General features: G+C 71.0%; 20 protein-coding genes. 18 read left to right on the forward strand and 2 right to left on the reverse strand.

Annotated features, from left to right (window positions below):
• Nucleotides 1-78: 78 nt before the first annotated feature.
• From ACGWYL_RS08680 to ACGWYL_RS08710, 7 genes are all read left to right on the forward strand, one after another.
• On the forward strand, nucleotides 79-1,422 hold the full coding sequence (locus ACGWYL_RS08680) for a hypothetical protein (protein ID WP_395486962.1): 1,344 nt from the start codon (nucleotides 79-81) through the stop codon (nucleotides 1,420-1,422).
• 72 nt (nucleotides 1,423-1,494) lie between these two features.
• Nucleotides 1,495-2,574 carry a hypothetical protein gene (locus tag ACGWYL_RS08685; protein WP_395486963.1) on the forward strand — a complete coding sequence of 360 codons (1,080 nt, stop codon included), beginning with the start codon at nucleotides 1,495-1,497 and terminating at the stop codon, nucleotides 2,572-2,574.
• A 13-nt stretch (nucleotides 2,575-2,587) separates the two neighbouring features.
• Nucleotides 2,588-3,925, forward strand: coding sequence for a hypothetical protein (locus tag ACGWYL_RS08690; protein ID WP_395486964.1), 1,338 nt, complete (start codon nucleotides 2,588-2,590; stop codon nucleotides 3,923-3,925).
• Nucleotides 3,926-3,940: 15 nt separating this feature from the next.
• Nucleotides 3,941-5,002 carry a hypothetical protein gene (locus ACGWYL_RS08695; RefSeq protein ID WP_395486965.1) on the forward strand — a complete coding sequence of 354 codons (1,062 nt, stop codon included), beginning with the start codon at nucleotides 3,941-3,943 and terminating at the stop codon, nucleotides 5,000-5,002.
• An 18-nt stretch (nucleotides 5,003-5,020) separates the two neighbouring features.
• A complete protein-coding gene (locus ACGWYL_RS08700; RefSeq protein ID WP_395486966.1) occupies nucleotides 5,021-6,358 on the forward strand; it encodes a hypothetical protein in 1,338 nt (445 codons plus the stop codon).
• Nucleotides 6,359-6,461: 103 nt separating this feature from the next.
• Nucleotides 6,462-6,878 (forward strand): MarR family transcriptional regulator, encoded by a 417-nt coding sequence (locus tag ACGWYL_RS08705; protein ID WP_179426284.1) that lies wholly within the window; start codon nucleotides 6,462-6,464, stop codon nucleotides 6,876-6,878.
• A complete protein-coding gene (locus ACGWYL_RS08710; RefSeq protein ID WP_395486967.1) occupies nucleotides 6,875-8,173 on the forward strand; it encodes an MFS transporter in 1,299 nt (432 codons plus the stop codon). The genes ACGWYL_RS08705 and ACGWYL_RS08710 overlap by 4 nt, the downstream gene beginning before the upstream one ends.
• Here the strand turns inward: ACGWYL_RS08710 and ACGWYL_RS08715 are convergent.
• Nucleotides 8,105-9,109, reverse strand: coding sequence for a DMT family transporter (locus ACGWYL_RS08715; protein ID WP_179426280.1), 1,005 nt, complete (start codon nucleotides 9,107-9,109; stop codon nucleotides 8,105-8,107). The two genes, ACGWYL_RS08710 and ACGWYL_RS08715, sit on opposite strands and share 69 nt — an antisense overlap.
• A 56-nt stretch (nucleotides 9,110-9,165) precedes the next feature.
• Between ACGWYL_RS08715 and ACGWYL_RS08720 the strand changes: the two genes are divergently transcribed.
• Nucleotides 9,166-9,678 carry a CGNR zinc finger domain-containing protein gene (locus tag ACGWYL_RS08720; RefSeq protein ID WP_395486968.1) on the forward strand — a complete coding sequence of 171 codons (513 nt, stop codon included), beginning with the start codon at nucleotides 9,166-9,168 and terminating at the stop codon, nucleotides 9,676-9,678.
• 145 nt (nucleotides 9,679-9,823) lie between these two features.
• Nucleotides 9,824-10,990 carry an amidohydrolase gene (locus ACGWYL_RS08725; RefSeq protein WP_179426276.1) on the forward strand — a complete coding sequence of 389 codons (1,167 nt, stop codon included), beginning with the start codon at nucleotides 9,824-9,826 and terminating at the stop codon, nucleotides 10,988-10,990.
• Nucleotides 10,991-11,009: 19 nt separating this feature from the next.
• On the opposite strand, the gene ACGWYL_RS08730 is transcribed toward ACGWYL_RS08725, so the two are convergent.
• A complete protein-coding gene (locus ACGWYL_RS08730; protein ID WP_179426274.1) occupies nucleotides 11,010-11,483 on the reverse strand; it encodes a universal stress protein in 474 nt (157 codons plus the stop codon).
• 161 nt (nucleotides 11,484-11,644) lie between these two features.
• Here ACGWYL_RS08730 and ACGWYL_RS08735 point away from each other — a divergent pair, with 161 nt between their 5' ends.
• The 9 genes from ACGWYL_RS08735 to ACGWYL_RS08775 all read left to right on the forward strand — a co-directional run bounded on the left by ACGWYL_RS08735 (nucleotide 11,645) and on the right by ACGWYL_RS08775 (nucleotide 21,195).
• On the forward strand, nucleotides 11,645-12,691 hold the full coding sequence (locus ACGWYL_RS08735) for a BMP family protein (protein WP_269305414.1): 1,047 nt from the start codon (nucleotides 11,645-11,647) through the stop codon (nucleotides 12,689-12,691).
• A gap of 98 nt (nucleotides 12,692-12,789) precedes the next feature.
• Entirely contained in the window at nucleotides 12,790-14,352 is a 1,563-nt protein-coding gene (locus ACGWYL_RS08740; RefSeq protein WP_269305416.1) for an ABC transporter ATP-binding protein, read from the forward strand.
• Complete coding sequence (locus tag ACGWYL_RS08745) at nucleotides 14,349-15,449, forward strand: ABC transporter permease (protein ID WP_269305418.1); 1,101 nt, start codon at nucleotides 14,349-14,351, stop codon at nucleotides 15,447-15,449. Before ACGWYL_RS08740 ends, ACGWYL_RS08745 begins: the two co-directional genes overlap by 4 nt.
• Nucleotides 15,446-16,708: an ABC transporter permease gene (locus ACGWYL_RS08750; RefSeq protein ID WP_179426270.1), complete on the forward strand. Its 1,263-nt coding sequence runs from the start codon at nucleotides 15,446-15,448 to the stop codon at nucleotides 16,706-16,708. The genes ACGWYL_RS08745 and ACGWYL_RS08750 overlap by 4 nt, the downstream gene beginning before the upstream one ends.
• Nucleotides 16,705-17,127 (forward strand): cytidine deaminase, encoded by a 423-nt coding sequence (locus ACGWYL_RS08755; RefSeq protein ID WP_179426268.1) that lies wholly within the window; start codon nucleotides 16,705-16,707, stop codon nucleotides 17,125-17,127. Before ACGWYL_RS08750 ends, ACGWYL_RS08755 begins: the two co-directional genes overlap by 4 nt.
• Entirely contained in the window at nucleotides 17,124-18,302 is a 1,179-nt protein-coding gene (locus tag ACGWYL_RS08760) for a cytochrome P450 (protein ID WP_179426266.1), read from the forward strand. Before ACGWYL_RS08755 ends, ACGWYL_RS08760 begins: the two co-directional genes overlap by 4 nt.
• Entirely contained in the window at nucleotides 18,299-19,588 is a 1,290-nt protein-coding gene (locus ACGWYL_RS08765) for a thymidine phosphorylase (RefSeq protein WP_395486969.1), read from the forward strand. Before ACGWYL_RS08760 ends, ACGWYL_RS08765 begins: the two co-directional genes overlap by 4 nt.
• 64 nt (nucleotides 19,589-19,652) lie before the next feature.
• Nucleotides 19,653-20,108, forward strand: coding sequence for a MaoC family dehydratase (locus ACGWYL_RS08770; RefSeq protein WP_395486970.1), 456 nt, complete (start codon nucleotides 19,653-19,655; stop codon nucleotides 20,106-20,108).
• 1 nt (nucleotide 20,109) lies between these two features.
• Nucleotides 20,110-21,195, forward strand: coding sequence for an adenosine deaminase (locus tag ACGWYL_RS08775; protein ID WP_269305424.1), 1,086 nt, complete (start codon nucleotides 20,110-20,112; stop codon nucleotides 21,193-21,195).
• The last annotated feature ends 16 nt before the right edge of the window (nucleotides 21,196-21,211 follow it).

The raw sequence follows: 21,211 nt of genomic DNA on the forward strand, positions 1-21,211 counted from the left end.
GCTATTCGGGCAACCGGATCATCACGTCGTCGGCGAAGTCGCTCAAGATCGCCATCCGCTGACACGAGGAGAGCCGAGATGAAGAACGCCACCCGAGCCGCAGTGGTCGCCGTGCTCGCCGTCGTCGCGAGCCTGCTCATCGCTCCGTCCGGCACGGCCCAGGCGTCGAGCCCGGCGGCGGTGGGCACGATCTCCGGACGGGTCACGGCTCCCGCGGGCTACCCGGGCGGGAAGGTCATCGACGTCTCGCTGCGACGGCTGAGCGCCGAGGGGGCGTGGGTCGAGGTCGCCAGCTCGCTCGTGGGCGCGGGCTCGACCTACACGCTGGGCGCCCCGACCGCGGGCACCTACCAGGTCCGCGCCGGGATGACGTTCTCCGACTCCGCGACGCCGAGCCGCCGGATCACCGTCTCGAAGGGCACCCGCGTGACGGGAGTCGACCTCGCGATCCGCCCCGATCCGACCGTCTCGGGCACGATCACGGCCGACGGCTTCGACCTCGCGCTGCTGCAGCCCGGCGGGGACGCCGACGATCGTGGTCTGAACGCCCATGTGTGGGGGCGCATCGACGGCCACTGGGAGCGCGTCGGGGACCGTACGCGACTCGGCACCTTCGAGGGCGCGCCCGTGCTCGTGGCAGACGACGGTCGGTACTCATTCTCGGTGCCGGGCTTCTACGAGGCCGTCCGCGTCCAGTTCTACCAATCGGTGTGCGACGCGTGGGCACCGTGCCGCCGCTTCGGTCTGGCGCCCGAGGTCGCGCGGACGTACTGGGACGGCACCCCGGACGGAGGGCCGACCTTCGCCGGCGCGGCCGACCTCGACGTCCGCTCCGGACCCGTCGTCGACAAGAACATCACGCTGAAGGCCGCCACGAAGCTGCGTGCCGTCGCGGAGCCTCGGATCGCCGGGACGGTCGGGGTGGGCGAGGTCGTCAGGGCCCGCGTCGGCAGCTACGCCCCGGGACCCACGACCCGCGACTACAAGTGGATCGGCCAGGTTCGCGGGTCCGACCGCCTCCTCGCCCGCGGACGCACCTACCGCGTGCCGGCGAGCCTGCTGGGTCACCGGCTCGCCCTCCAGGAGTGGCCGGCCCGCTCCGGCTTCGAGGCGCCCGTCCAGCAGAGCCGCTACTACCTGGTGAAGAGCGAGGCCCGGCTCGCGGTCACGACCAAGCCCGGCAAGGGACGAGCGACGGTGAGGCTCCGGATCACGGCGCCGGCCGTCTCGAAGACCCAGCTGCACGGCAAGGCCTCGATCTACGCCAAGGGCAAGCGGATCAAGACGGTGAAGGTGAGGAACGGCAAGGCCACGATCAGGATCACACGTCAGGCACGGGGCAAGCGCACGTACACGATCCGGTACTCCGGAAACCGCCTGGTGACGTCGCCGACCACCTCACTGCGGATCGCCATTCGCTGAGGGTCGTCCGATGTCACTCTCGTGACCTAGGGTGTGCAAAGCGGTACAAGTCTGCGAATTTCGGGGAGATCCATGAACACCGCCACTCGGCGCATCGTCGTCGCACTGCTCGCGCTCACCGCGAGTCTCTTGATCGCGCCCGCGAACGCCGCGCCGCGGGCGGCCGCGGCGGCGCCCGTGAGCATCTCGGGGAACGTCACGGGCGGTGACTTCGACCTCGCCACGTTCGCGTCCGTGGAGCCTCTTCGAGTAGACGCGCTCGCGCTCGTGGGCGGCACGTGGGAGCGGGTCGGGCACGGCACCGTCCGATTCGCCGAGCACCCGGCGCCCGCCGAGCCCGAGGGCACGTTCAACCTCACGGTCGACCAGGAGCTCGGGTCGGTGCGTCTCAAGTTTCACCAGGCCCGCTGCATCGACGAGTTCGGGCACGCCTGCCCCGAGGTCGGCGGGGGTGTCGACATCCCGGCGTCGATGGTCCAGACGACGTACTGGGACGGCAGCCCGCTCGGCACGCCGCGGGTGGAGGACGCCACCGCGATCGACGTCACCGATGGGAACGTCACCAACAGGGACATCACGCTCACGCGGTCGAAGAAGGTCAGGGCCACCGTGCGGCCGACCATCACCGGCAGTGCCGTGCCCGGACAGGTGCTCACCGCGCAGCCGGGCACCTGGTCGCCGGCCGCCACGTCCGTCGGCCTGACGTGGCTCGTCGGATCGGGCTCCACGCTGGGCGAGTACGACATGCCCGCGGGGACGGGACGCACGCTCCGGCTCACCACGGACCACGTGGGCGCCTCGATCGCCTTGCAGGCCGAGCCGAACGTCTTCGGCTTCGAGTCGCCCATCCTGCAGACGCCCTACCTGATCGTGCGAGCCCGGAGCGCGCTCGCGGTGAAGGCCAAGGCGGGCAAGCGCACGGCGACGGTGACGCTCGCGGTCAAGGCCCCGGGCGCCTCGAAGGCGCAGATGCAGGGCAAGGCCTCCATCTACGCCAAGGGCAAGCGGATCAAGACCGTGAACGTCAGGAACGGCAAGGCCACGATCAAGATCGCCAAGCAGAAGAAGGGCAAGCGCACGTACACGGTGCGCTACTCCGGCACCTGGCGGATCCTGCCCTCGACGAAGTCCCTGAAGATCGCCATCCGCTGACCGGGAGGACCTGATGAAGCATCTGATGCGTGCCGCCCTGGTCGCGGTTCTCGGCCTGGTCGCCAGCGTGCTGGTCGCGCCTGCCGGCGCCGTCCAGCTCGCGACCGCCGCGCCCGCCGGACGGATCTCGGGCAGCGTCACGAACACGGCCGGCATCCCCGAGACGGTGGACGTGCGATTCACCGTCAGCAAGCGCGCTTCCAGCGGGACCTTCGTGAAGGAGGCGTCATTCGAGGAGCCGATGGGGCGTCCCTACGTCCTGCCGGTGTCGTCGGCCGGGACGTACCGTGTCCACGCCGAGGTCGAGGGGTGGGGCGTCTCCGTGCGCGCCGCCGATCCGGTGGTCACGGTCGCCCAGGGGCAGACGGTCACCGGTGTGGACTTCCTGTTCGAGGCCGACCCGACGATCTCCGGCACGATCGCCACCGACGGCTTCAACCTCGACTCGCCGAACGAGCAGCAGCCCTTCCGGGTCGAGGCGCTGGCGAACGTCGGCGGCAGCTGGACCGTGGTGGCCACGGTCGCCCGCCGCACCTGGGGCAGCCCTCGTCTGAAGATCCGTCCCGACGGCACGTTCACCCTCGCGGTCCCGCACCCGCACACGTCCGTGCGACTGCGCTTCTCGCAGCCGCACTGCCCGCAGTTCGGGCACGCCTGTGTCGAGGGCGCCGCACCGCAGGTGCTGACGACGTACTGGGACGGCACGCCGGCCGGCTCGCTGACGGTCGAGGACGCTGCCGACGTCAACGTGTCCGGCGGCCCCGCGACCGGCAGGGACATCACCATCCGTCCGGCGCCGCAGCTCAGCGTGACGTCCAAGGCGCGGGTGACGGGCAATCCGTGGCCCGGCCAGGTCCTCACGGCGCAGCCGGGAACGTACTCCGTCGCGCCGACCAGCGTGACCTATGAGTGGGTGGCAGCGCCGATCGACGGCAGCGCTCCGAGGCGGGTGGTCGGGACGGGACGAACCTTCCGCGTACCCAGCTCGTACTCCGAGTGGGGTGTGACCGTCACCGTCGTGCCGACGCGCCTCGGGTACGAGGCGCCGATCTCCCGGCCCGGAGTGCGCATCAAGAGCACGAGCCGGATCGGGCTGAGGGCGAAGGCCGGCAAGGGCACGGCGACCGTGGCGGTCACGGTGAAGGCGCTGGCGATCTCGCAGTCCCGCGTCCATGGCAAGGCCTCGATCTACGCCAAGGGCAAGCGGATCAAGACCGTCAACGTCCGAGGCGGCAAGGCCACGATCAAGATCGCGAAGCAGAAGAAGGGCAAGCGCACGTACACGGTGCGCTTCTCGGGCAGCTGGATCACGACCCCGTCGGAGCGCTCGATGAAGATCGCCATCCGCTGACGCGGGAAGGACCCCATGAAGAGCATGACCCGTGCCGCGCTCGTCGCGGTCATCGCACTCGTCGCGAGCCTGCTGATGGCGCCCGCCGGCGCGGCGCCGCGCGCGGCGGCAGACCCCGTGACCATCTCGGGCCGGATCACCCCCCAGGCCTTCGACCTCGAGTCGTTCGCGATGCGGTCGCCGATCGAGGTGCGCGCCCTGGCGAAGGTCGGCAGCGCGTGGGAGACGGTCGGCTACGCCGCCACGCGATCGGCCTACGGCCCTGCCGACGGGATCGAGCTCGACGGCTCCTTCGTGCTGCGTGTGGCAGCCGGCCACCCGGTGGTCCGGCTGAAGTTCGCGCAGCGGCGCTGCGAGGACCAGTACGACGATTGCTACCACGACGCCCCGGACGTGCTCACGTCCTACTGGAACGGCACGGCGTCCGGAGCGCTCACGCTGGCCGACGCCCGCGACATCGCCCTGGACTCGGGGCCGGTCGCCGACGCGGACATCACGCTGCGTCGCGCGCCGAAGCTCCGCCTCGAGGTGAGCCCGTCCATCGCGGGCGTCGCCTCGCCCGGGCGGGTCCTGACCGCCCGCCCCGGGACCTACGCGCCCGGCGCCACTTCGGCCACGAACGTGTGGTGGTACGGGAGCCACGACGGGAGCGGGGACAGCGAGTACGACCGGCAGGTCGGCACCGGTCCCACGTTCCGTCCGACCTCGGCGATGCTCGGCGGCTCCCTCAGGCTGGAGGTCCTGCCCGCGCGGCTCGGTCACGAGGCCCCGACCGTCATCTCCGACTACGTCAGGGTCACGAGTCGCAGCTCGATCGCGGCGAAGGCCAAGCCCGCCAAGCGCAAGGCGACCGTCACGATCACCATCAAGGCGCCCGGGGTGGCGACGTCGCGCGTCCACGGAAAGGCCTCGGTCTACGCGAAGGGCAAGCGCATCACGACGGTCACCGTGAAGAACGGGAAGGCCACGCTCACGATCGGCAAGCAGCAGAAGGGCAAGCGGACCTACACGGTGCGCTACTCCGGGAACCGGATCATCAGCTCCTCGACCACGTCCCTGAAGATCGCCATCCGCTGACGCGGGAAGGACACCACCATGAAGAAGATGTCCCGCGCCGCGCTCGTCGCGGTGCTCGCCCTCGTCGCGAGCCTGCTGATGGCTCCTGCCGCGCCTCTCGCAGCGGCCGCGCCGGCCGGATCCATCTCGGGCACCATCACCTCGTCCGCGGACCTCCCGTCCGACGTGCTCGAGGCGTCGGTCCGCGTGTACCGGAGGGACGCGCAGGGCGTGTTCCGACTTGAGAACGCCTACACGCGGGTCGTCGGACAGCGCTACACGGTGCCTGCGCAGTCGGCAGGCACGTACCGCGTCGAGGTCCACCTCGACGAGTGGGGCGTCGCGATGCGCGCCCCCGCCACCGTGACGGTCGGTCAGGGAGCGGCCGTGACCGGCGCCGACGTCGTGCTGGACCCCCAGCCCCGGGTGTCGGGACGGATCACGATGGAGGACTTCGAACTCGACACGCTCCAGGAGGGCCGACCCCTGTACGTCGTGGCGCTGGCCAGGGTCGCGGGGGAGTGGAAGCCGGTCGGCTCGGTCGACCGGCTGACCTACGGCGATCCTGCGCTGCGCATCCACCGTGACGGCACCTTCGCGCTCGCGGTCGAGGGACCGCACCCGGTCGTGCGCCTCAAGTTCGTGCAGCCGCACTGCGGTGAGCTCTCCGAGCAGCTGTCGTGCGGCCTCGGACTCGCGCCCGAGGTGGTGACGACCTTCTGGGACGGCACCACCCGTGGCGCGTCGACCGTGGACGCCGCCGTGGACATCGACGTGTCGGCCGGCTCGGTCGTCGGCCGGGACGTCTCGATGCGGCGCTCGCAGCAGATGCGCTTCACGAAGGAGCCCACGATCACCGGCAGCCTCGTGCCGGGGCAGGTCCTGACCGCGCAGCCCGGCACCTACTCCCCGGCTCCGACGGCCGTGGCCTACACGTGGATGGCGGCTCACCTGCGCGGCAACGCCAGCTTCAAGGTCGTCGGGACAGGGCGCACCTTCCGCGTCCCCGCCGGCTTCGCGAACCACGCGGTCCGCGTCATCGTCCGTCCGAGCCGTGCAGGCTACGAGGCTCCTGCGCTGTCCACGCAGGAGCGGATCAAGAGCCCGAGCCGGGTCGGGCTGAAGGCGAAGGCCGGCAAGCGCAAGGCCACCGTCGCCGTGACGATCACGTCGCCTGAGCACCGATCGACCAGCCTCAACGGCCGGGTCTCGATCTACGCCAAGGGCAAGCGCATCAAGACGGTCACGGTCCGCCGCGGTCAGGCCACGATCGCGATCGCGAAGCAGAAGAAGGGCAAGCGCACCTACACGGTCCGCTACTCCGGCAGCTGGATCACGACACCGTCGCAGCGGTCGATCAGGATCGCCATCCGCTGAGCTCGAGACGAAGGGGCCCGCCACTGCGGCGGGCCCCTTCGTCGTGCCCGGGGGGTGACCGCGCTCTCTTTCCTTAGCATGGTTAATGAACTATGCTAAGGACATGCCCACCGACTCCCAGCGACTCGCCCAGGCGGTGGCCCGACTCAACCGGAGGCTGCGCCAGGAGCGCCAGTCCGACCTGACCGCCACCCAGCTCTCCGTGCTGGGGTCCGTGCGCGTCCTCGGATCCGCGACGCCCAGCCAGATCGCCGCGCGCGAGCGCGTGTCCCAGCCCTCGGTCGCCCGGACCCTGAAGTGCCTGCTCGAGGACGCCTACGTCCTGAAGAACCCTCACCCCGACGACGGCCGGCAGGTCCTGATCTCGATGTCCGACCTCGGCGAGAAGGTCCTCGCCGAGGAGCGCCAGCGCCGCGACCTGTGGCTCGACAGCCGCCTGACCTCCCTCACCTCCGACGAGCGCGCACGTCTCCGGGATGCCACCGACCTTCTGGTCAGGCTCGCGGAGGACGACGCGTGAGCCCCACCTTCCGCAGCCTCTCGATCCGCAACTACCGCGTCTATGCCATGGGCGCGTTGGTGTCCAACGTCGGCACCTGGATGCAGCGCGTCGCGCAGGACTGGCTCATCCTCGTCCTCACCGGCAGCGGCACGGCCCTGGGCATCACCACGGGTCTGCAGCTGCTGCCCGCCCTGCTGTTCAGTCCCGTCGCCGGCGTCGTCGCCGACCGTTTCCCGAAGCAGCAGGTGCTCAAGTGCACGCAGCTCGCGATGGCGATCCCCGCGGCGGTGCTCGGCGTGCTCGCCGTCACCGGGACGGTGGAGGCATGGCACGTCTACGTCATCGCGTTCGTCTTCGGCGTGGGCACGGCCTTCGACGCGCCCGCGCGGCAGTCGTTCGTGGCCGAGATGGTCGGGCAGGAGGACCTGCCCAACGCCGTCGGCCTGAACTCGGCCTCCTTCAACACCGCCCGCATGATCGGCCCCGCGCTGGCCGGCCTGCTGATCGCATGGCTCGGCAGCGGTGCCGAGGCCACCGGCTGGGTCATCCTCGTGAACGCTGCCAGCTACCTCGCGGTGATCGCGTCGCTGAGCTCGCTCGACACGCGACGGCTGCGACCCTCGCCCGTGTCCGGCAGCCGCAAGGGCGCCGTGCGCGAGGGCGTGCGGTACGTCCGCTCCCGACCCGACCTCGTGCTGCTGCTGACCTGCGTGTTCTTCGTCGGCACGTTCGGGATGAACTTCCAGATGACGTCCGCACTGATGGCCACCGAGGTCTACGGCAAGGGCGCCAGCGAGTACGGCATCCTCGGCTCGGTCCTGGCGATCGGCTCGCTGGCGGGTGCGCTGCTGGCGGCTCGCCGCACGCGGCCGCGACTGCTGTTCGTCGTGGTCGCCGGCATGACCTTCGGCATCGGCGAGATCCTCGCCGGCCTCATGCCGAGCTACCTCACGTTCGCGCTCGTCCTGCCCCTGCTCGGACTGTCGTCGCTGACGATGGTCACGTCGGCCAACGGCCTCATCCAGCTGACGTCCACCCCGCAGATGCGCGGCCGCGTGGCGGCGCTCTACCTCATGGTGTTCATGGGCGGCACGCCGCTCGGGGCGCCGCTGATCGGCTGGATCGGCGAGGCGTTCGGCGCGCGCTGGACGATGATCGTGGGCGGTGCGCTGTCCGCGCTCGGCGTGGGCGTCGCCGCGGCGCTCTACGCCCGCACGCACCACCTGTCGGCCCGCGGCCGGGTCTCACCCGCGGTGCGGAGGCTCCTGCGCCGGCAGCGGCTCGACGAGGAGGTCCTGGTCGCCGCCGACTGAGACCACCTCACGCTCGCCGAGCTTGACCACCACGATGCCGCCGAGGATCAGCAGCGCGCCGACCAGCTGGAGGGGCTTGGGCACCTGGTCGAGCAGGACCCAGGCGAACCCCAGGCCGGCCGCGACCTCGGTGAGGGCCACGAAGGACGCGAGCCGCCCGCCGAGGTGGCGGGCCGCGGCGATGCCGGTGCCGTAGGCGAGGGCGGCGGCGACGAAGCCCAGCACGAGCACCGGCACCCACCACGGAACCGAGCCGGTTGCGAACGTGACCTGCTCCTTGGTCATCGTGAGGGGCAGCAGGCCCGTGGCCGCGACGATCCAGAACGTCACCGACGCGACGACGAGGCCGCCCGCGGCGAGCGTCAGCGGCGGCAGGCCGCTGGAGTCGTCGGCGGACATCACGAAGTATGCGGCGGCGCCCGCCATGGCGACGAGCGCGAGCATCACGCCGATCAGGTCGAGCTCGGCGCCACCGAAGACGTCGAGCAGCAGCGCCAGGCCGACGGCGGCCACGACGGCGCCGATCAGGGTGAACCGCCCCGGGCGCTGGCCGTGCGCGAGCCACATCCACAGGACCACCGCGACGGGCGCGGTGTACTCGATCAGCAGGGCGATGCCGACGTCGAGCCGCTGCACGGCCATGAAGTAGAAGAGCTGCGCGCAGACCACCGCCGACAGGCCGTAGAGCACGATCGTGCGGGCGTGCGTGAGCAGCAGGCCGTAGCGGCCGCGAACCGCGAGCAGGCCCGGGATCGCGAGGACGAGTGCGGCGAGGCTGACGCGCACCGCGAAGGCGGCGCCGGGCGACCAGCCGGCGTCCATCAGGCCGCGGGCCATCGTGCCGGAGGTGCCGAACGACAGGGCCGAGGTGACCGCGAGGAGCAGTCCGGTGGGGGTGTGGCGGACGACGGCCGCGTCAGGAGTGTCCACGCTCATGGGTCATGACGCTAGACCGCATGTCGTAAGGTGTCAACATGGTCTTCACTCCTGACGTGAGCGACGCCCTCGGCGCAGCCTCCGAGCTGGCCAACTCGGCCCTGGAGCCCGACACGCTCGAGACCCCGTCCGACCTCACCGAGTTCTTCGACCGTTGGGGCTACACCGGCGCCCGGCCGCGCACGCGGGCCGACCTCGAGGCGGTGCGCGACATCCGTCCCCGGCTGCGCGAGCTGCTGCGCGCCGACCGTGCCGCTGCCGTCGACCTCGTCAACGCGATCCTGGCCGAGCAGCACGCCGTCCCGCGGCTGGTCCGTCACGACCGGCTCGACTGGCACGTCCACGCCATCGCCGACGACCGACCGCTGCACGAGCGCGTGCTCGTCGAGACGGCGATGGCGATGATCGACGTCATCCGCGCCGACGAGATGGAGCGCCTGAGCGTCTGCGCCGCCTCCGACTGCGACGGCGTCGTCGTCGACTTCTCCCGCAACCGCTCCCGCAAGTTCTGCAGCACCACCTGCGGCAACCGCGAGGCGCAGGCCGCCTACCGGGCTCGGCAGGGGTGACAGTTTCCCCGGTTAACCGGGGAAACTGTCACTTCGCGAGGTTTGCAACCCTCGTGAAGTGACAGGAAACCTCGCGAAGTCGCGCGGTGTCCTCGATCTGAGATGCCCGGCCCCGGTGGGTCGAGCGGCGTAGAGTGGACAGGTCATGACGCTCCAGGAACACATCGCACGCGCCGTGGAGACGGCGACCCCCGACCTCATCGAGCTGAGGCGTGACCTCCATGCGTTTCCCGAGCTGTCCTGGCAGGAGGAGCGCACCACCGACCTCGTGTACGCGTGGATGGACAAGCTCGGCCTGAGCCCCCAGCGCTTCGACGGCACCGGCCTGTCGGTCGACATCGGCCCGAGCGGCGGCCCCATCGTGGCCCTGCGCGCCGACCTCGACGCGCTGCCGATCCTCGACACCACGCAGGACCCCTGGCGGTCGAAGAACCCGGGCGTCGCGCACGCCTGCGGCCACGACGTCCACGTCTCGGCGCTCATCGGCGCGGCCACCGCGCTCGCCGCCGCGGACCGCGCGATCGGCCTGCCCTACCGCGTCCGCCTGATCTTCCAGCCCGCCGAGGAGGTCATGCCCGGCGGCGCACTGCGACTGCTGTCCGACGGCGTCCTGGCCGGCGTGAGCCGCATCTTCGCCCTGCACTGCGACCCGTCGCTCGACGTGGGCCGCGTGGGCATCCGCGAGGGCGCGATCACCGGCGCGTCCGACCAGATCCACGTCGTCCTCAACGGCCGCGGCGGCCACACGTCGCGCCCGCACCTCACCGAGGACCTCACGTTCGCGCTCGGCAGCCTCATCACCCAGCTGCCCGCCGTGCTCTCGCGCCGCTTCGACCCGCGTGCGGGCGCGAGCCTCGTCTGGGGTCAGGTCAGCGCCGGCAACGCGGCCAACGTCATCCCCGCCGTCGGCGAGCTCAAGGGCACCCTGCGGATGCTCGACGCCGCCGCCTGGCACGACGCCGAGCACCTCGTGCGCGGCATCATCGCCGACATCGTCGAGCCGTTCGGCGTGGGCGTCGACCTCACCTACACGCGCGGCGTGCCGCCGGTGGTCAACGACTTCGCCGTCACCGAGCGCCTGCGCCACGCCGTGACCGCCGCGCTCGGTCCCGAGGGCGTGGCCACCACGGCGCAGAGCCTCGGCGGCGAGGACTTCGCCTGGTACGTCGAGACGCTGCCCGGCACGATGGCGCGCCTGGGCACCCGCACGCCGGGTGGTCCCACGTACGACCTGCACCAGGGCAACCTGCGCGTCGACGAGCGCGCGATCGCGGTCGGCGCCCTCGTGCTCGCCAACGCCGCGATCGCCTGACCCGTCGGCGGGGGAGCGGTCAGGCCTCGGGCTCGGACTGCGCCGGGTCCTCGTCGGCGCCGCGCACGACCACCACGGGGCACGGGGCCGAGCCCACGGCGTGCTCGCTGACCGAGCCGAGCATGAGGCCCTTGAAGCCGCCGAGGCCTCGCGGACCCACGACGAGCAGCGACGCGCCCTCGCTGGCCTCGACCACCACGGTGGCGGGCTGGCCGCGCTCGACCTTCAGCGTCACCTCGACGTCCGGGTGCTCCGCCAGCAGCTCGCGGGTCTGCTCCTCGAGGCGCTCGCGCACCGCGTCGGCGTAGTCCGACGCCGGCGGCACGTAGCCGAACTCGTGCGTCTTGGGCTTGGGTGCGGTGCGCATCGTCCACGCGCGCACGATCGTGACCGGCATGTGGGCGCGCTCGGCCAGCACGAGCGCCCAGCGCAGGGCCTGGTCGGCGAAGGAGGAGCCGTCGTGGCCGACGACGATGGGTCCGGAGAAGGGCATGTCCTGATCCTAGGACCCTCGGGGGCCGGGCTTTTGATTACGGTTCGGTGACAGTTGCCCTCGTCGGACCCGACTCGGTCCGAGGTCGCCCTCCGAGCACTTAGGGTCGTCCTGACATCGCGTGCGCCCCTCGTGTCGGGCGCAGCCCTTGAGGAGGAAAAGTGCGTCGATTGAACAAGCTGACCGCAGCGGCCGCCGTGACCGCCCTGGTCTTCGCCGGAGCCGGCTGCTCGAAGAAGAGCACCGACGACGAGAGTGCCGCTGGCGAGGACTGCGTCGAGAAGGGCGACATCAAGGTCGGCATGGCCTTCGACGTCGGTGGTCGTGGTGACCAGTCCTTCAACGACTCGGCCGCCAAGGGCCTCGACAAGGCCGCGTGCGAGCTGGGCTTCGAGGTCAAGGACGCCGAGGCGCAGGACGGCGAGCCCGAGTCGGCTCGCGAGGAGCGTCTCCAGCAGCTGGTCGATGCCGGCTACAACCCGGTCGTCGCCGTGGGCTTCGCCTACTCCGCCGCCGTGGGCAAGATCTCCAAGGCCAACCCCGACGTGAACTTCGCGATCGTCGACGACGCCGTCGCCGCTGACAACGTCACCAACCTGCTGTTCGCCGAGGAGCAGGGCTCGTTCCTGGTCGGCGCGGCTGCCGCGCTCAAGTCCGAGACCGGCACGGTCGGCTTCGTCGGCGGTGTCGACACCGAGCTGATCCACAAGTTCGAGGCGGGCTACAAGGCCGGCGCCAAGGCCGTCAACCCCGACATCAAGGTCCAGTCGGTCTACCTGACCACGCCGCCGGACTTCAGCGGCTTCGGTGACCCGGCCAAGGGCAACACGGCCGCCACCGGCATGTTCGAGAAGGAGGCCGACGTCGTCTACCACGCCGCCGGCGGCTCGGGCGGCGGCGTCTTCCAGGCGGCCACCGACGCGGGCAAGTGGGCCATCGGCGTCGACTCCGACCAGGCCAAGACCGCCGACGAGTCGGTGCGCGACAGCATCCTGACCTCGATGACGAAGAACATCGACGTCGCGGTCTTCGACTTCCTCAAGGGCGTCGAGGCGGGCGACATCAAGACCGGCCCGCAGGTCTACGACCTCAAGGTCGACGGCGTCGGCTACTCCACCACCGGTGGTCACGTCGACGACATCAAGGAGAAGCTGGACGAGTACAAGCAGCAGATCATCGACGGCACCATCACGGTGCCCTCGAAGTGAGCGTGTCCTCGAAGCACTGAGGCCCGCGGCCCGGCCCTGCGCGATAGCGTGGGGCCGGGCCGCCCCTTTGGGTCCGCCGACCACCAGAAGGTGACATCGTGAGCATCACATCGGCCGAAACCGGCACCAACGCGAGCAGCGGCTCGGACGTCGTGGTCCGGCTCCGGGGCATCGGCAAGACGTTCCCCGGCGTCATCGCCAACCACGACATCGACATCGACGTCCGCCGCGGCACCATCCACGCGATCGTGGGGGAGAACGGCGCCGGCAAGTCCACGCTGATGAAGATCCTGTACGGCGTGCAGAAGCCCGACTCGGGCACGATCCAGATCGACGGCAGCGACGTCTCGTTCTCTTCGCCGTCCGACGCGATCGGGCACGGCGTCGGCATGGTCTTCCAGCACTTCATGCTCGCCGACAACCTCACCGTCCTGGAGAACGTCGTGCTGGGCGCCGAGAAGCTGCACGGCATCGGCGACCGCGCCCGCGAGCAGATCCGCAGCCTGTCGGAGACCTACGGCCTCGACATCCGCCCCGACGACCTCGTCGCCGACCTCGGCGTCGGCGCCCGCCAGCGCATCGAGATCCTCAAGGTCCTCTACCGCGGCGCGCGCATCATCATCCTCGACGAGCCCACCGCGGTCCTGGTGCCCCAGGAGGTCGACGAGCTGTTCGACAACCTGCGCGAGCTCAAGTCCGAGGGCCTCGCCGTCATCTTCATCTCCCACAAGCTCGACGAGGTGCTGTCGGTCGCCGACAGCGTCACCGTCGTCCGCCGCGGCACCACGGTCGAGACCGTGGCCGCCGACAGCGTCACCTCGCGCCAGCTGGCCGAGCTGATGGTCGGCTCCGAGCTGCCGAGCCCCAGCACCGAGCTGTCCACCGTCACCGACGTCGAGGTGCTCGAGGTCGTCGACCTCGGCCTGCCCGACCCGCGCGGTGGCCGCCCCCTGCTGGACGGCATCTCCTTCAGGATCCACCGCGGCGAGATCCTGGGCATCGCCGGCGTCGAGGGCAACGGCCAGGCCGAGCTCGTCGAGGCCATCATGGGCATGCGACCCGAGGCCACCGGCCGGGTCGAGCTCGACGACGCCGACATCGCCGACTGGTCCACGCGCCGTCGCCGCGAGGCCGGCATCGGCTACATCCCCGAGGACCGCCACCGCCAGGGCCTGCTGCTGGACGCCCCGCTGTGGGAGAACCGCGTCCTGGGCCACCAGACCCGCGAGCCCAACGTCGCCGGGCCCTTCATCGACCGCAACGGGGCCCGCAAGGACACGGACCGCATCGTCGCGGAGTACGACGTCCGCACGCCGAGCATCGACACGCTCGCCCGCGCCCTCTCCGGCGGCAACCAGCAGAAGCTGATCGTCGGCCGCGAGATGAGCAGCGACCCGAGCCTGCTGATCGCCGCGCACCCCACGCGCGGCGTCGACGTCGGCGCCCAGGCCGCCATCTGGGACCACATCAAGCGCGCCCGCCGCAACGGCCTGGCGGTGCTGCTGATCTCGGCCGACCTCGACGAGCTCATCGGCCTGTCCGACACGATCGCCGTGCTGCTGCGCGGCCAGCTGGTCGGCACCTTCGACCCGGGCGAGGTCACGCCCCAGCAACTCGGCTCGGCCATGACCGGCGCCACCGACGAGGAGGAGTCCGCATGAGGACAGAGTCGCGGCTGACCCGGATCGGGCTGGCGCTGGCCGCTCCGGCGCTCGCCCTGGTCGTGGCGTTCGTGGTCACCAGCCTCGTGCTGATCCTGGCCGGCGACGACTGGATCGGCGTGTGGAGCCAGATCCTCAGCTGGCCCAGCAACCGCACGATGGTCAACATCCTCAACGCCGCCACGGTGTACTACCTGTCGGCGGTCGCGGTGGCCATCGGCTTCCGGATGAACCTGTTCAACATCGGCGTCGACGGGCAGTACCGGATCGCGTCCTTCGCGGCCGCGTGGGTGGCCGGCGAGGCCTGGCTGCCGGGCTTCCTGAACATCGCCCTCGCCCTCGTGGCCGGCATGCTCGTCGGCGCCATGTGGGCCGGCATCGCGGGCCTGCTGCGCGTCACCCGCGGCGTCTCCGAGGTCATCTCGACGATCATGCTCAACGCGATCGCGACCGCCGTGGTGGCCTACCTGCTGCGCAAGGTGGCCGTCCGCGAGGAGGGCAGCAACATCATCTCGACCAAGCCGGTGCCCGAGGGGAGCCGGATCCCCGGCATCCCGTTCCTCGGTGGCGAGGTCTACGGCTTCATCGTCGTGGCGATCATCGTGGGCATCGCCTACTGGCTGCTCATCAACCGCACGCGCTTCGGCTTCGACCTGCGCGCCGCGGGCCAGTCCGAGAGCGCGGCCGTCGCGTCGGGCATCAACGTCAAGAAGATGATCCTGGTGACGATGCTGCTCTCGGGTGCGGTGGCCGGCCTCGTGGGCATGCCGCTGCTGTTCGGCCAGGACTACGCCTACGGCTCCACGTTCCAGTCCGGACTGGGCTTCGCGGGCATCGCCATCGCGCTGCTGGGCCGCAACCACCCGGTCGGCATCGCGATCGGCGCGCTCCTGTTCGCGTTCCTCGACCAGCAGTCCAACCCGCTGCAGATCCTGCTCGACGTCTCGCCCGACATCGTCAAGGTCACCCAGGGCGTCATCGTGCTCGCCGTCGTCATCGCCTACGAGGTCGTCCGCCGCTACGGCGTCCGGCTCGAGCAGCGTCAGGTGGCGGCCGCCCTGGACTCCCAGCCTCAGGAGAAGGAGGTGGCCCGATGAGCGTGGCGACCGACCCCGTGACGAACGTCCACGGCACTCCGCAGGGCCGCTTCCGCCTGAGCTGGCCATGGATCCTCATCGGCATCGCCGGCGTCCTCGTGATCATGTCGCTGCTGCGCATCATCACCGGCGTCGACGACCTCAGCTCGTCGGGCACGATCCGCGCCACCCTGATCGCCGCCGTCCCGATCGGCCTGGCCGGCCTCGGCGGCCTGTGGTCCGAGCGTGCGGGCGTGGTCAACATCGGCCTCGAGGGCATGATGATCCTCGGCACGTTCGGCGCCGGCTACTTCGGCTACTTCTACGGCCCGTGGCAGGGCGTGGTGGGCGCGATCCTGTTGGGCGCCGCCGGCGGCCTGCTGCACGCCGTCGCCACGGTCTACTTCGGCGTCGACCACATCGTCTCCGGCGTCGCGATCAACATCATCGCCGCGGGTGCCGTCCAGTACCTCGCGGGCATGGCCTTCTCGGGCGTCCCCGGTGGCGGCCAGACGCAGTCGCCGCCGATCGAGCGACTGCCGAGCATCACGATCTCGGGCCTGTCCGAGCCGTTGGGCGAGATCGAGCAGGAGAACTGGTTCTTCGTCTCCGAGGTCGCCGCGGTGCTGCGCGCGTTCGTCACCAACGTGTCGTCGCTGACGCTCATCGCGATCGCCCTGTTCGTGCTGACCTGGTGGGTGCTGTGGCGCACCGGCTTCGGCCTGCGTCTGCGCTCGGTCGGCGAGTCACCGGCGGCCGCGGAGTCGCTCGGCGTCAACGTCTACCGCTACAAGTTCATCGCCGTGATCGCCTCGGGCGGCCTCGCGGGCCTCGCCGGCGGCTTCCTGGCGCTGGTGGCCGCGAACGCCTTCCGCGACGGACAGACCGGAGGCCGCGGCTACATCGGCCTCGCCGCCATGATCTTCGGCAACTGGCGTCCCGGCGGCCTGTTCGCCGGCGCCACGCTGTTCGGCTACACCGACACGCTGCGCCTGCGCGGCGGCGGCGAGACCGTGCACGCGCTGCTGCTGCTCGTGGCCGTCTTCCTGGTGATGCTGGCCGTCTGGCAGTGGCGTCAGCACGGCCAGCGCTCGGCGCTCATCGCCGCGGTGCTGGGCGTCATCGTCGCGGGCATCTACCTCACCACCGACCAGATCCCCAACGAGCTGGCCACCATGACGCCGTACGTCACCACGCTGCTCGTCCTCGCGGTGTTCAGCCAGAACCTGAGGATGCCCGCGGCGGACGGCAAGGTCTACCGGAAGGGCAGTGTCGGATGAGCGGATTCGGTTTCACCCCGGCCGAGGCGCCCGTCGACTGGGACGCCCTCACGAAGTACGCCGTCGAGGTCATGCAGCGCGCCTACGCGCCCTACTCGAAGTACAAGGTCGGCGCCGCCGGCCTCGTCGAGGACGGGCGGGTCGTGCTGGGCTGCAACGTCGAGAACGCGGCCTACGGCGTGGCCCTGTGCGCCGAGTGCGGCATGGTCTCGGCCCTGCACTCCACCGGTGGCGGCAAGCTCCGTGCGGTCGTGTGCGTCGAGGGACAGGGGCGCCCGGTCATGCCGTGCGGCCGTTGCCGACAATTGCTGTGGGAGAACGGCGGCCCCGAGTGCCAGCTGTTGACCGCCTCGGGCGTCAAGACGATGGCCGAGGTGCTCCCCGACGCCTTCGACGTGACGGACCTGGACGACTCATGAGCACGCTGACCACCTTCGACCCCACCGACGCCGACTTCCTGCGCGATCCCTACCCGGCCCTGGCCGATCTGCGCAGGCAGGGATCCCTGGTCTGGCACGAGCCGTGGTCGACGTGGTTGGCCACCGATCACGCCACCGTCGGCGCGGTGCTGAAGAACCGCGCCTTCGGGCGGCTGTGGCACGACTGGGAGCCGGTGGAGGAGATGGAGCCGTTCAACACGCTGCACCGCAACCAGCTCATGGAGAACGAGCCGCCCGCGCACACCCGCATGCGGCGCCTGCTGGCCGGCGCGTTCGGCCGCGGCCACGTCGAGCGCATGCGTCCGCGCATCGAGTCGCTCGCCGCCGACATGGTCGCCGCGCTGCCCGAGCAGTTCGACGTGCTGGCCGACTACGCCGAGCCGATGCCCGTCTACGTCATCTGCGACCTGCTGGGCGTCCCGCGCGAGGACCACGAGGACCTGCGCCGCTGGAGCCAGGCGATCGTGCACATGTACGAGAAGGACATCGACGAGGCCACGAAGGCCGAGGCCATCGAGGCCAGCACGGCGTTCGCCGACTACGTGCGCGAGGTCATCGCGATGCGTCGTGCGCAGCCCGGCGAGGACCTGGTCAGCGACCTCATCGCCGAGACCGACGCGGGCAAGGGCTTCACCGACGACGAGCTCGTCGCCACGGTGGTGCTGCTGCTCAACGCCGGCCACGAGGCCAGCGTCAACACGTTCGGCAACGGCTTCCACGCCCTGCTGACGCACCGCGACCAGCTCGCCCGCGTCACGAGCGGCGAGGTGCCGATCGATCTCGCGCTGGAGGAGCTCATCCGCTTCGACGCGCCGCTGCAGCTCTTCGAGCGCACCGCCACGAAGGACGTCGAGGTCGCCGGCCAGCTCGTCACCGCCGGGCAGAAGGTGGCGTGCCTGATGGGCTCGGCCAACCGCGACGCCGCGGTGTTCGAGGACGCCGACACGTTCGACGTGGGTCGCGACCCGAACCCTCACGTCGGCTTCGGGCTGGGCATCCACTTCTGCCTCGGCGCGCCGCTGGCGCGCCTCGAGCTCGGCATCACCCTGCGTGCCCTGCTCGACCGTTTCCCCGATCTCGTCCTCGCGGGCGAGTCCCCGCGTCGGCCCACGTGGGTCCTGCGCGGCTACGAGAGCATCCAGGTGTCTGCATGACGACAGAGAAGTTCGCCCCCACCGACGTCATCGTCGCCAAGCGCGACGGCCACGAGCTGACCGACGACCAGATCGACTGGGTCGTCGACGCGTACACGCGCGGCGTCGTGGCCGACGAGCAGATGTCGGCGCTCGCGATGGCGATCCTGCTGAACGGCATGAACCGTCGCGAGATCGCCCGCTGGACCGCGGCGATGATCGCCACGGGCGAGCGGATGGACTTCTCCTCGCTGTCGCGGCCGACGGCCGACAAGCACAGCACCGGTGGCGTGGGCGACAAGATCACGCTGCCGCTCGCGCCCCTCGTGGCCGCGTGCGGCGTCGCCGTGCCGCAGCTGTCGGGCCGCGGTCTCGGCCACACGGGCGGCACGCTCGACAAGCTCGAGTCGATCCCCGGCTGGCGCGCGGCGCTGTCGAACGACGAGATGATGACCCAGCTCGAGGACCTCGGCGCGGTCATCTGCGCCGCGGGCTCGGGCCTGGCGCCGGCGGACAAGAAGCTCTACGCCCTGCGCGACATCACCGGCACGGTGGAGGCGATCCCGCTCATCGCCAGCTCGATCATGAGCAAGAAGATCGCCGAGGGCACGGGCGCGCTCGTGCTGGACGTGAAGGTCGGCTCGGGCGCGTTCATGAAGCACGAGGCGGACGCCCGCGAGCTCGCCGAGACGATGGTCGCGCTCGGCACCGACGCGGGCGTGCGCACCGTGGCCCTGCTGACGGACATGTCGATCCCGCTCGGCCTCACGGCGGGCAATGCCCTCGAGGTGCGCGAGTCGGTGGAGGTGCTGGCCGGAGGCGGCCCGTCCGACGTCGTCGAGCTCACCGTCGCGCTGGCCCGGGAGATGCTCCAGGCGGCCGGCGTCACCGACGTCGACCCGGCCGACGCACTCGCCGACGGCCGCGCGATGGACGCCTGGAAGGCCATGATCCGCGCGCAGGACGGCGATCCCGATGCGAAGCTGCCCGTCGCGCGCGAGACCGAGACCGTCACGGCCGACGCCGACGGCGTGCTCACCTCGCTCGACGCCTACGCCGTGGGCGTGGCCGCGTGGCGACTCGGCGCGGGCCGCTCGCGTCCGGGCGAGGCCGTCCAGGCCGGTGCCGGCGTCGAGCTGCACGCCAAGCCCGGCGACACCGTCCGGGCCGGGCAGCCGCTGCTGACCCTGCACACCGACACGCCCGAGCGGTTCGAGCGGGCACGCGAGGCGCTCGAGGGCGGCTGGTCGATCGGTGCCTCGGCGCCCCGGGCGACGCCGATCGTCATCGACCGCATCGGCGGCTGACGGCAGCGTCCCGTGGGACATCCGGGGCCCATGGTGTGGCGCGGGACACGGTAGGTTCGGACCCATGCGCATCCTGAACGACAGAGCCGAGATCGCCGCGTCCTCCGGGACCGAGCTGGGCGTCAGCTCATGGATCGAGGTCCACCAGGACCGCATCGACATGTTCGCCGATGCGACCGGTGACCGGCAGTGGATCCACGTCGATCCCGAGCGCGCGGCCGACGGCCCGTTCGGCGCCACGATCGCCCACGGCTACCTCACGCTCTCGCTGCTGCCGTTCCTCGGCGCCCAGGTCTACGCGTTCGCCGGCGACCGCGCCCGCGTCAACTACGGCCTCAACCGCGTGCGCTTCATGGCGCCCGTGAAGGTCGGCTCGAAGGTCCGCAACCGTGTGGAGGTCCTCGACGTCCGCGACATCGAGAAGGGACAGCAGGTGACGCTGCAGCACACCGTCGAGATCGAGGGCAGCGAGAAGCCGGCGTGCATCGCCGAGACCGTCACCCTGCTGATGGACGCCTGACATGAGGGCCACGCCGGAGCAGATCGCCGCCGCCCCCAAGGTCGCCCTGCACGAGCACCTCGACGGGGGAGTGCGCCCCGAGACGGTCGCCGAGATCGCCCTCGAGATCGGTCACGACCTGCCGGCCGCGCCCGAGGACCTCGGCGCCTGGTTCGAGGAGGCGTCCTCGTCGGGCTCGCTCGTGCGCTACCTCGAGACCTTCCAGCACACCGTGGGCGTCATGCAGCGCCCCGAGGACCTGGCCCGCGTCGCGCGCGAGGCCGTGCTCGACCTCGCCGCCGACGGCGTGGTCTACGCCGAGCTGCGCTGGGCCCCCGAGCAGCACCAGAACGCCGGACTGTCGATCGAGGAGGCCGTCGAGGCCGTCCAGGCCGGCATCGACGAGGGCGTCGCGCTCGTGCGCGAGCAGGGCCGGGCGATGGTCGTCGGCCAGCTGCTCACCGCCATGCGGCACGCGTCGCGCGGGCTCGAGATCGCGAAGGTCGCGGTGGAGTACCGCGACCGGGGCGTGCTCGGCTTCGACATCGCGGGCGCCGAGGACGGCTTCCCGCCGATCCTGCACCTCGAGGCGTTCGAGTACCTGCGCCGCGAGAACGCCCACTTCACGATCCACGCCGGCGAGGCGTTCGGCCTGCCCTCGATCTGGCAGGCGGTGCAGCGCTGCGGCGCCGACCGCCTCGGCCACGGCGTGCGGATCGTCGACGACATCGACTTCTCGGCCTCGCCGACTGCGCACCTCGGCCGTCTCGCGGCGTACATCCGCGACCGGCGCATCCCCTTGGAGATGTGCCCGTCGTCGAATCTGCAGACCGGGGCCGTCGCCGGGATGACGTCGATCGTCGACCACCCGATCGGCCCGCTGGCCGAGCTGGGCTTCCGCGTCACGATCAACAGCGACAACCGGCTCATGAGCGGCACCTCGATCGGCCGCGAGATGAACCTGCTGACCGACGCCTTCGGCTACAGCCTGGGCGACCTGCGCTGGTTCACCGTCAACGCCATGAAGAGCGCCTTCGCCCCGTTCGACGAACGCCTCACGCTCATCAACGAGGTCATCAAGCCCGGCTACGCGGCCCTCGGCCACTGACCGCCCGCCCGTCTCT

Origin of the sequence: Aeromicrobium sp. JJY06, from assembly GCF_044069275.1 — a bacterium.
In the GTDB taxonomy this organism is placed as follows: Bacteria; Actinomycetota; Actinomycetes; order Propionibacteriales; family Nocardioidaceae; genus Aeromicrobium; species Aeromicrobium tamlense.

Coding starts and splice junctions, on each gene's coding strand:
- ACGWYL_RS08680 (WP_395486962.1), top strand. CDS start 79: ATGAAGAACGCCACCCGAGCCGCAGTGGTCGCCGTGCTCGCCGTCGTC.
- ACGWYL_RS08685 (WP_395486963.1), top strand. CDS start 1,495: ATGAACACCGCCACTCGGCGCATCGTCGTCGCACTGCTCGCGCTCACC.
- ACGWYL_RS08690 (WP_395486964.1), top strand. CDS start 2,588: ATGAAGCATCTGATGCGTGCCGCCCTGGTCGCGGTTCTCGGCCTGGTC.
- ACGWYL_RS08695 (WP_395486965.1), top strand. CDS start 3,941: ATGAAGAGCATGACCCGTGCCGCGCTCGTCGCGGTCATCGCACTCGTC.
- ACGWYL_RS08700 (WP_395486966.1), top strand. CDS start 5,021: ATGAAGAAGATGTCCCGCGCCGCGCTCGTCGCGGTGCTCGCCCTCGTC.
- ACGWYL_RS08705 (WP_179426284.1), top strand. CDS start 6,462: ATGCCCACCGACTCCCAGCGACTCGCCCAGGCGGTGGCCCGACTCAAC.
- ACGWYL_RS08715 (WP_179426280.1), bottom strand. CDS start 9,109: ATGAGCGTGGACACTCCTGACGCGGCCGTCGTCCGCCACACCCCCACC.
- ACGWYL_RS08725 (WP_179426276.1), top strand. CDS start 9,824: ATGACGCTCCAGGAACACATCGCACGCGCCGTGGAGACGGCGACCCCC.
- ACGWYL_RS08730 (WP_179426274.1), bottom strand. CDS start 11,483: ATGCCCTTCTCCGGACCCATCGTCGTCGGCCACGACGGCTCCTCCTTC.
- ACGWYL_RS08745 (WP_269305418.1), top strand. CDS start 14,349: ATGAGGACAGAGTCGCGGCTGACCCGGATCGGGCTGGCGCTGGCCGCT.
- ACGWYL_RS08750 (WP_179426270.1), top strand. CDS start 15,446: ATGAGCGTGGCGACCGACCCCGTGACGAACGTCCACGGCACTCCGCAG.
- ACGWYL_RS08755 (WP_179426268.1), top strand. CDS start 16,705: ATGAGCGGATTCGGTTTCACCCCGGCCGAGGCGCCCGTCGACTGGGAC.
- ACGWYL_RS08760 (WP_179426266.1), top strand. CDS start 17,124: ATGAGCACGCTGACCACCTTCGACCCCACCGACGCCGACTTCCTGCGC.
- ACGWYL_RS08765 (WP_395486969.1), top strand. CDS start 18,299: ATGACGACAGAGAAGTTCGCCCCCACCGACGTCATCGTCGCCAAGCGC.
- ACGWYL_RS08770 (WP_395486970.1), top strand. CDS start 19,653: ATGCGCATCCTGAACGACAGAGCCGAGATCGCCGCGTCCTCCGGGACC.
- ACGWYL_RS08775 (WP_269305424.1), top strand. CDS start 20,110: ATGAGGGCCACGCCGGAGCAGATCGCCGCCGCCCCCAAGGTCGCCCTG.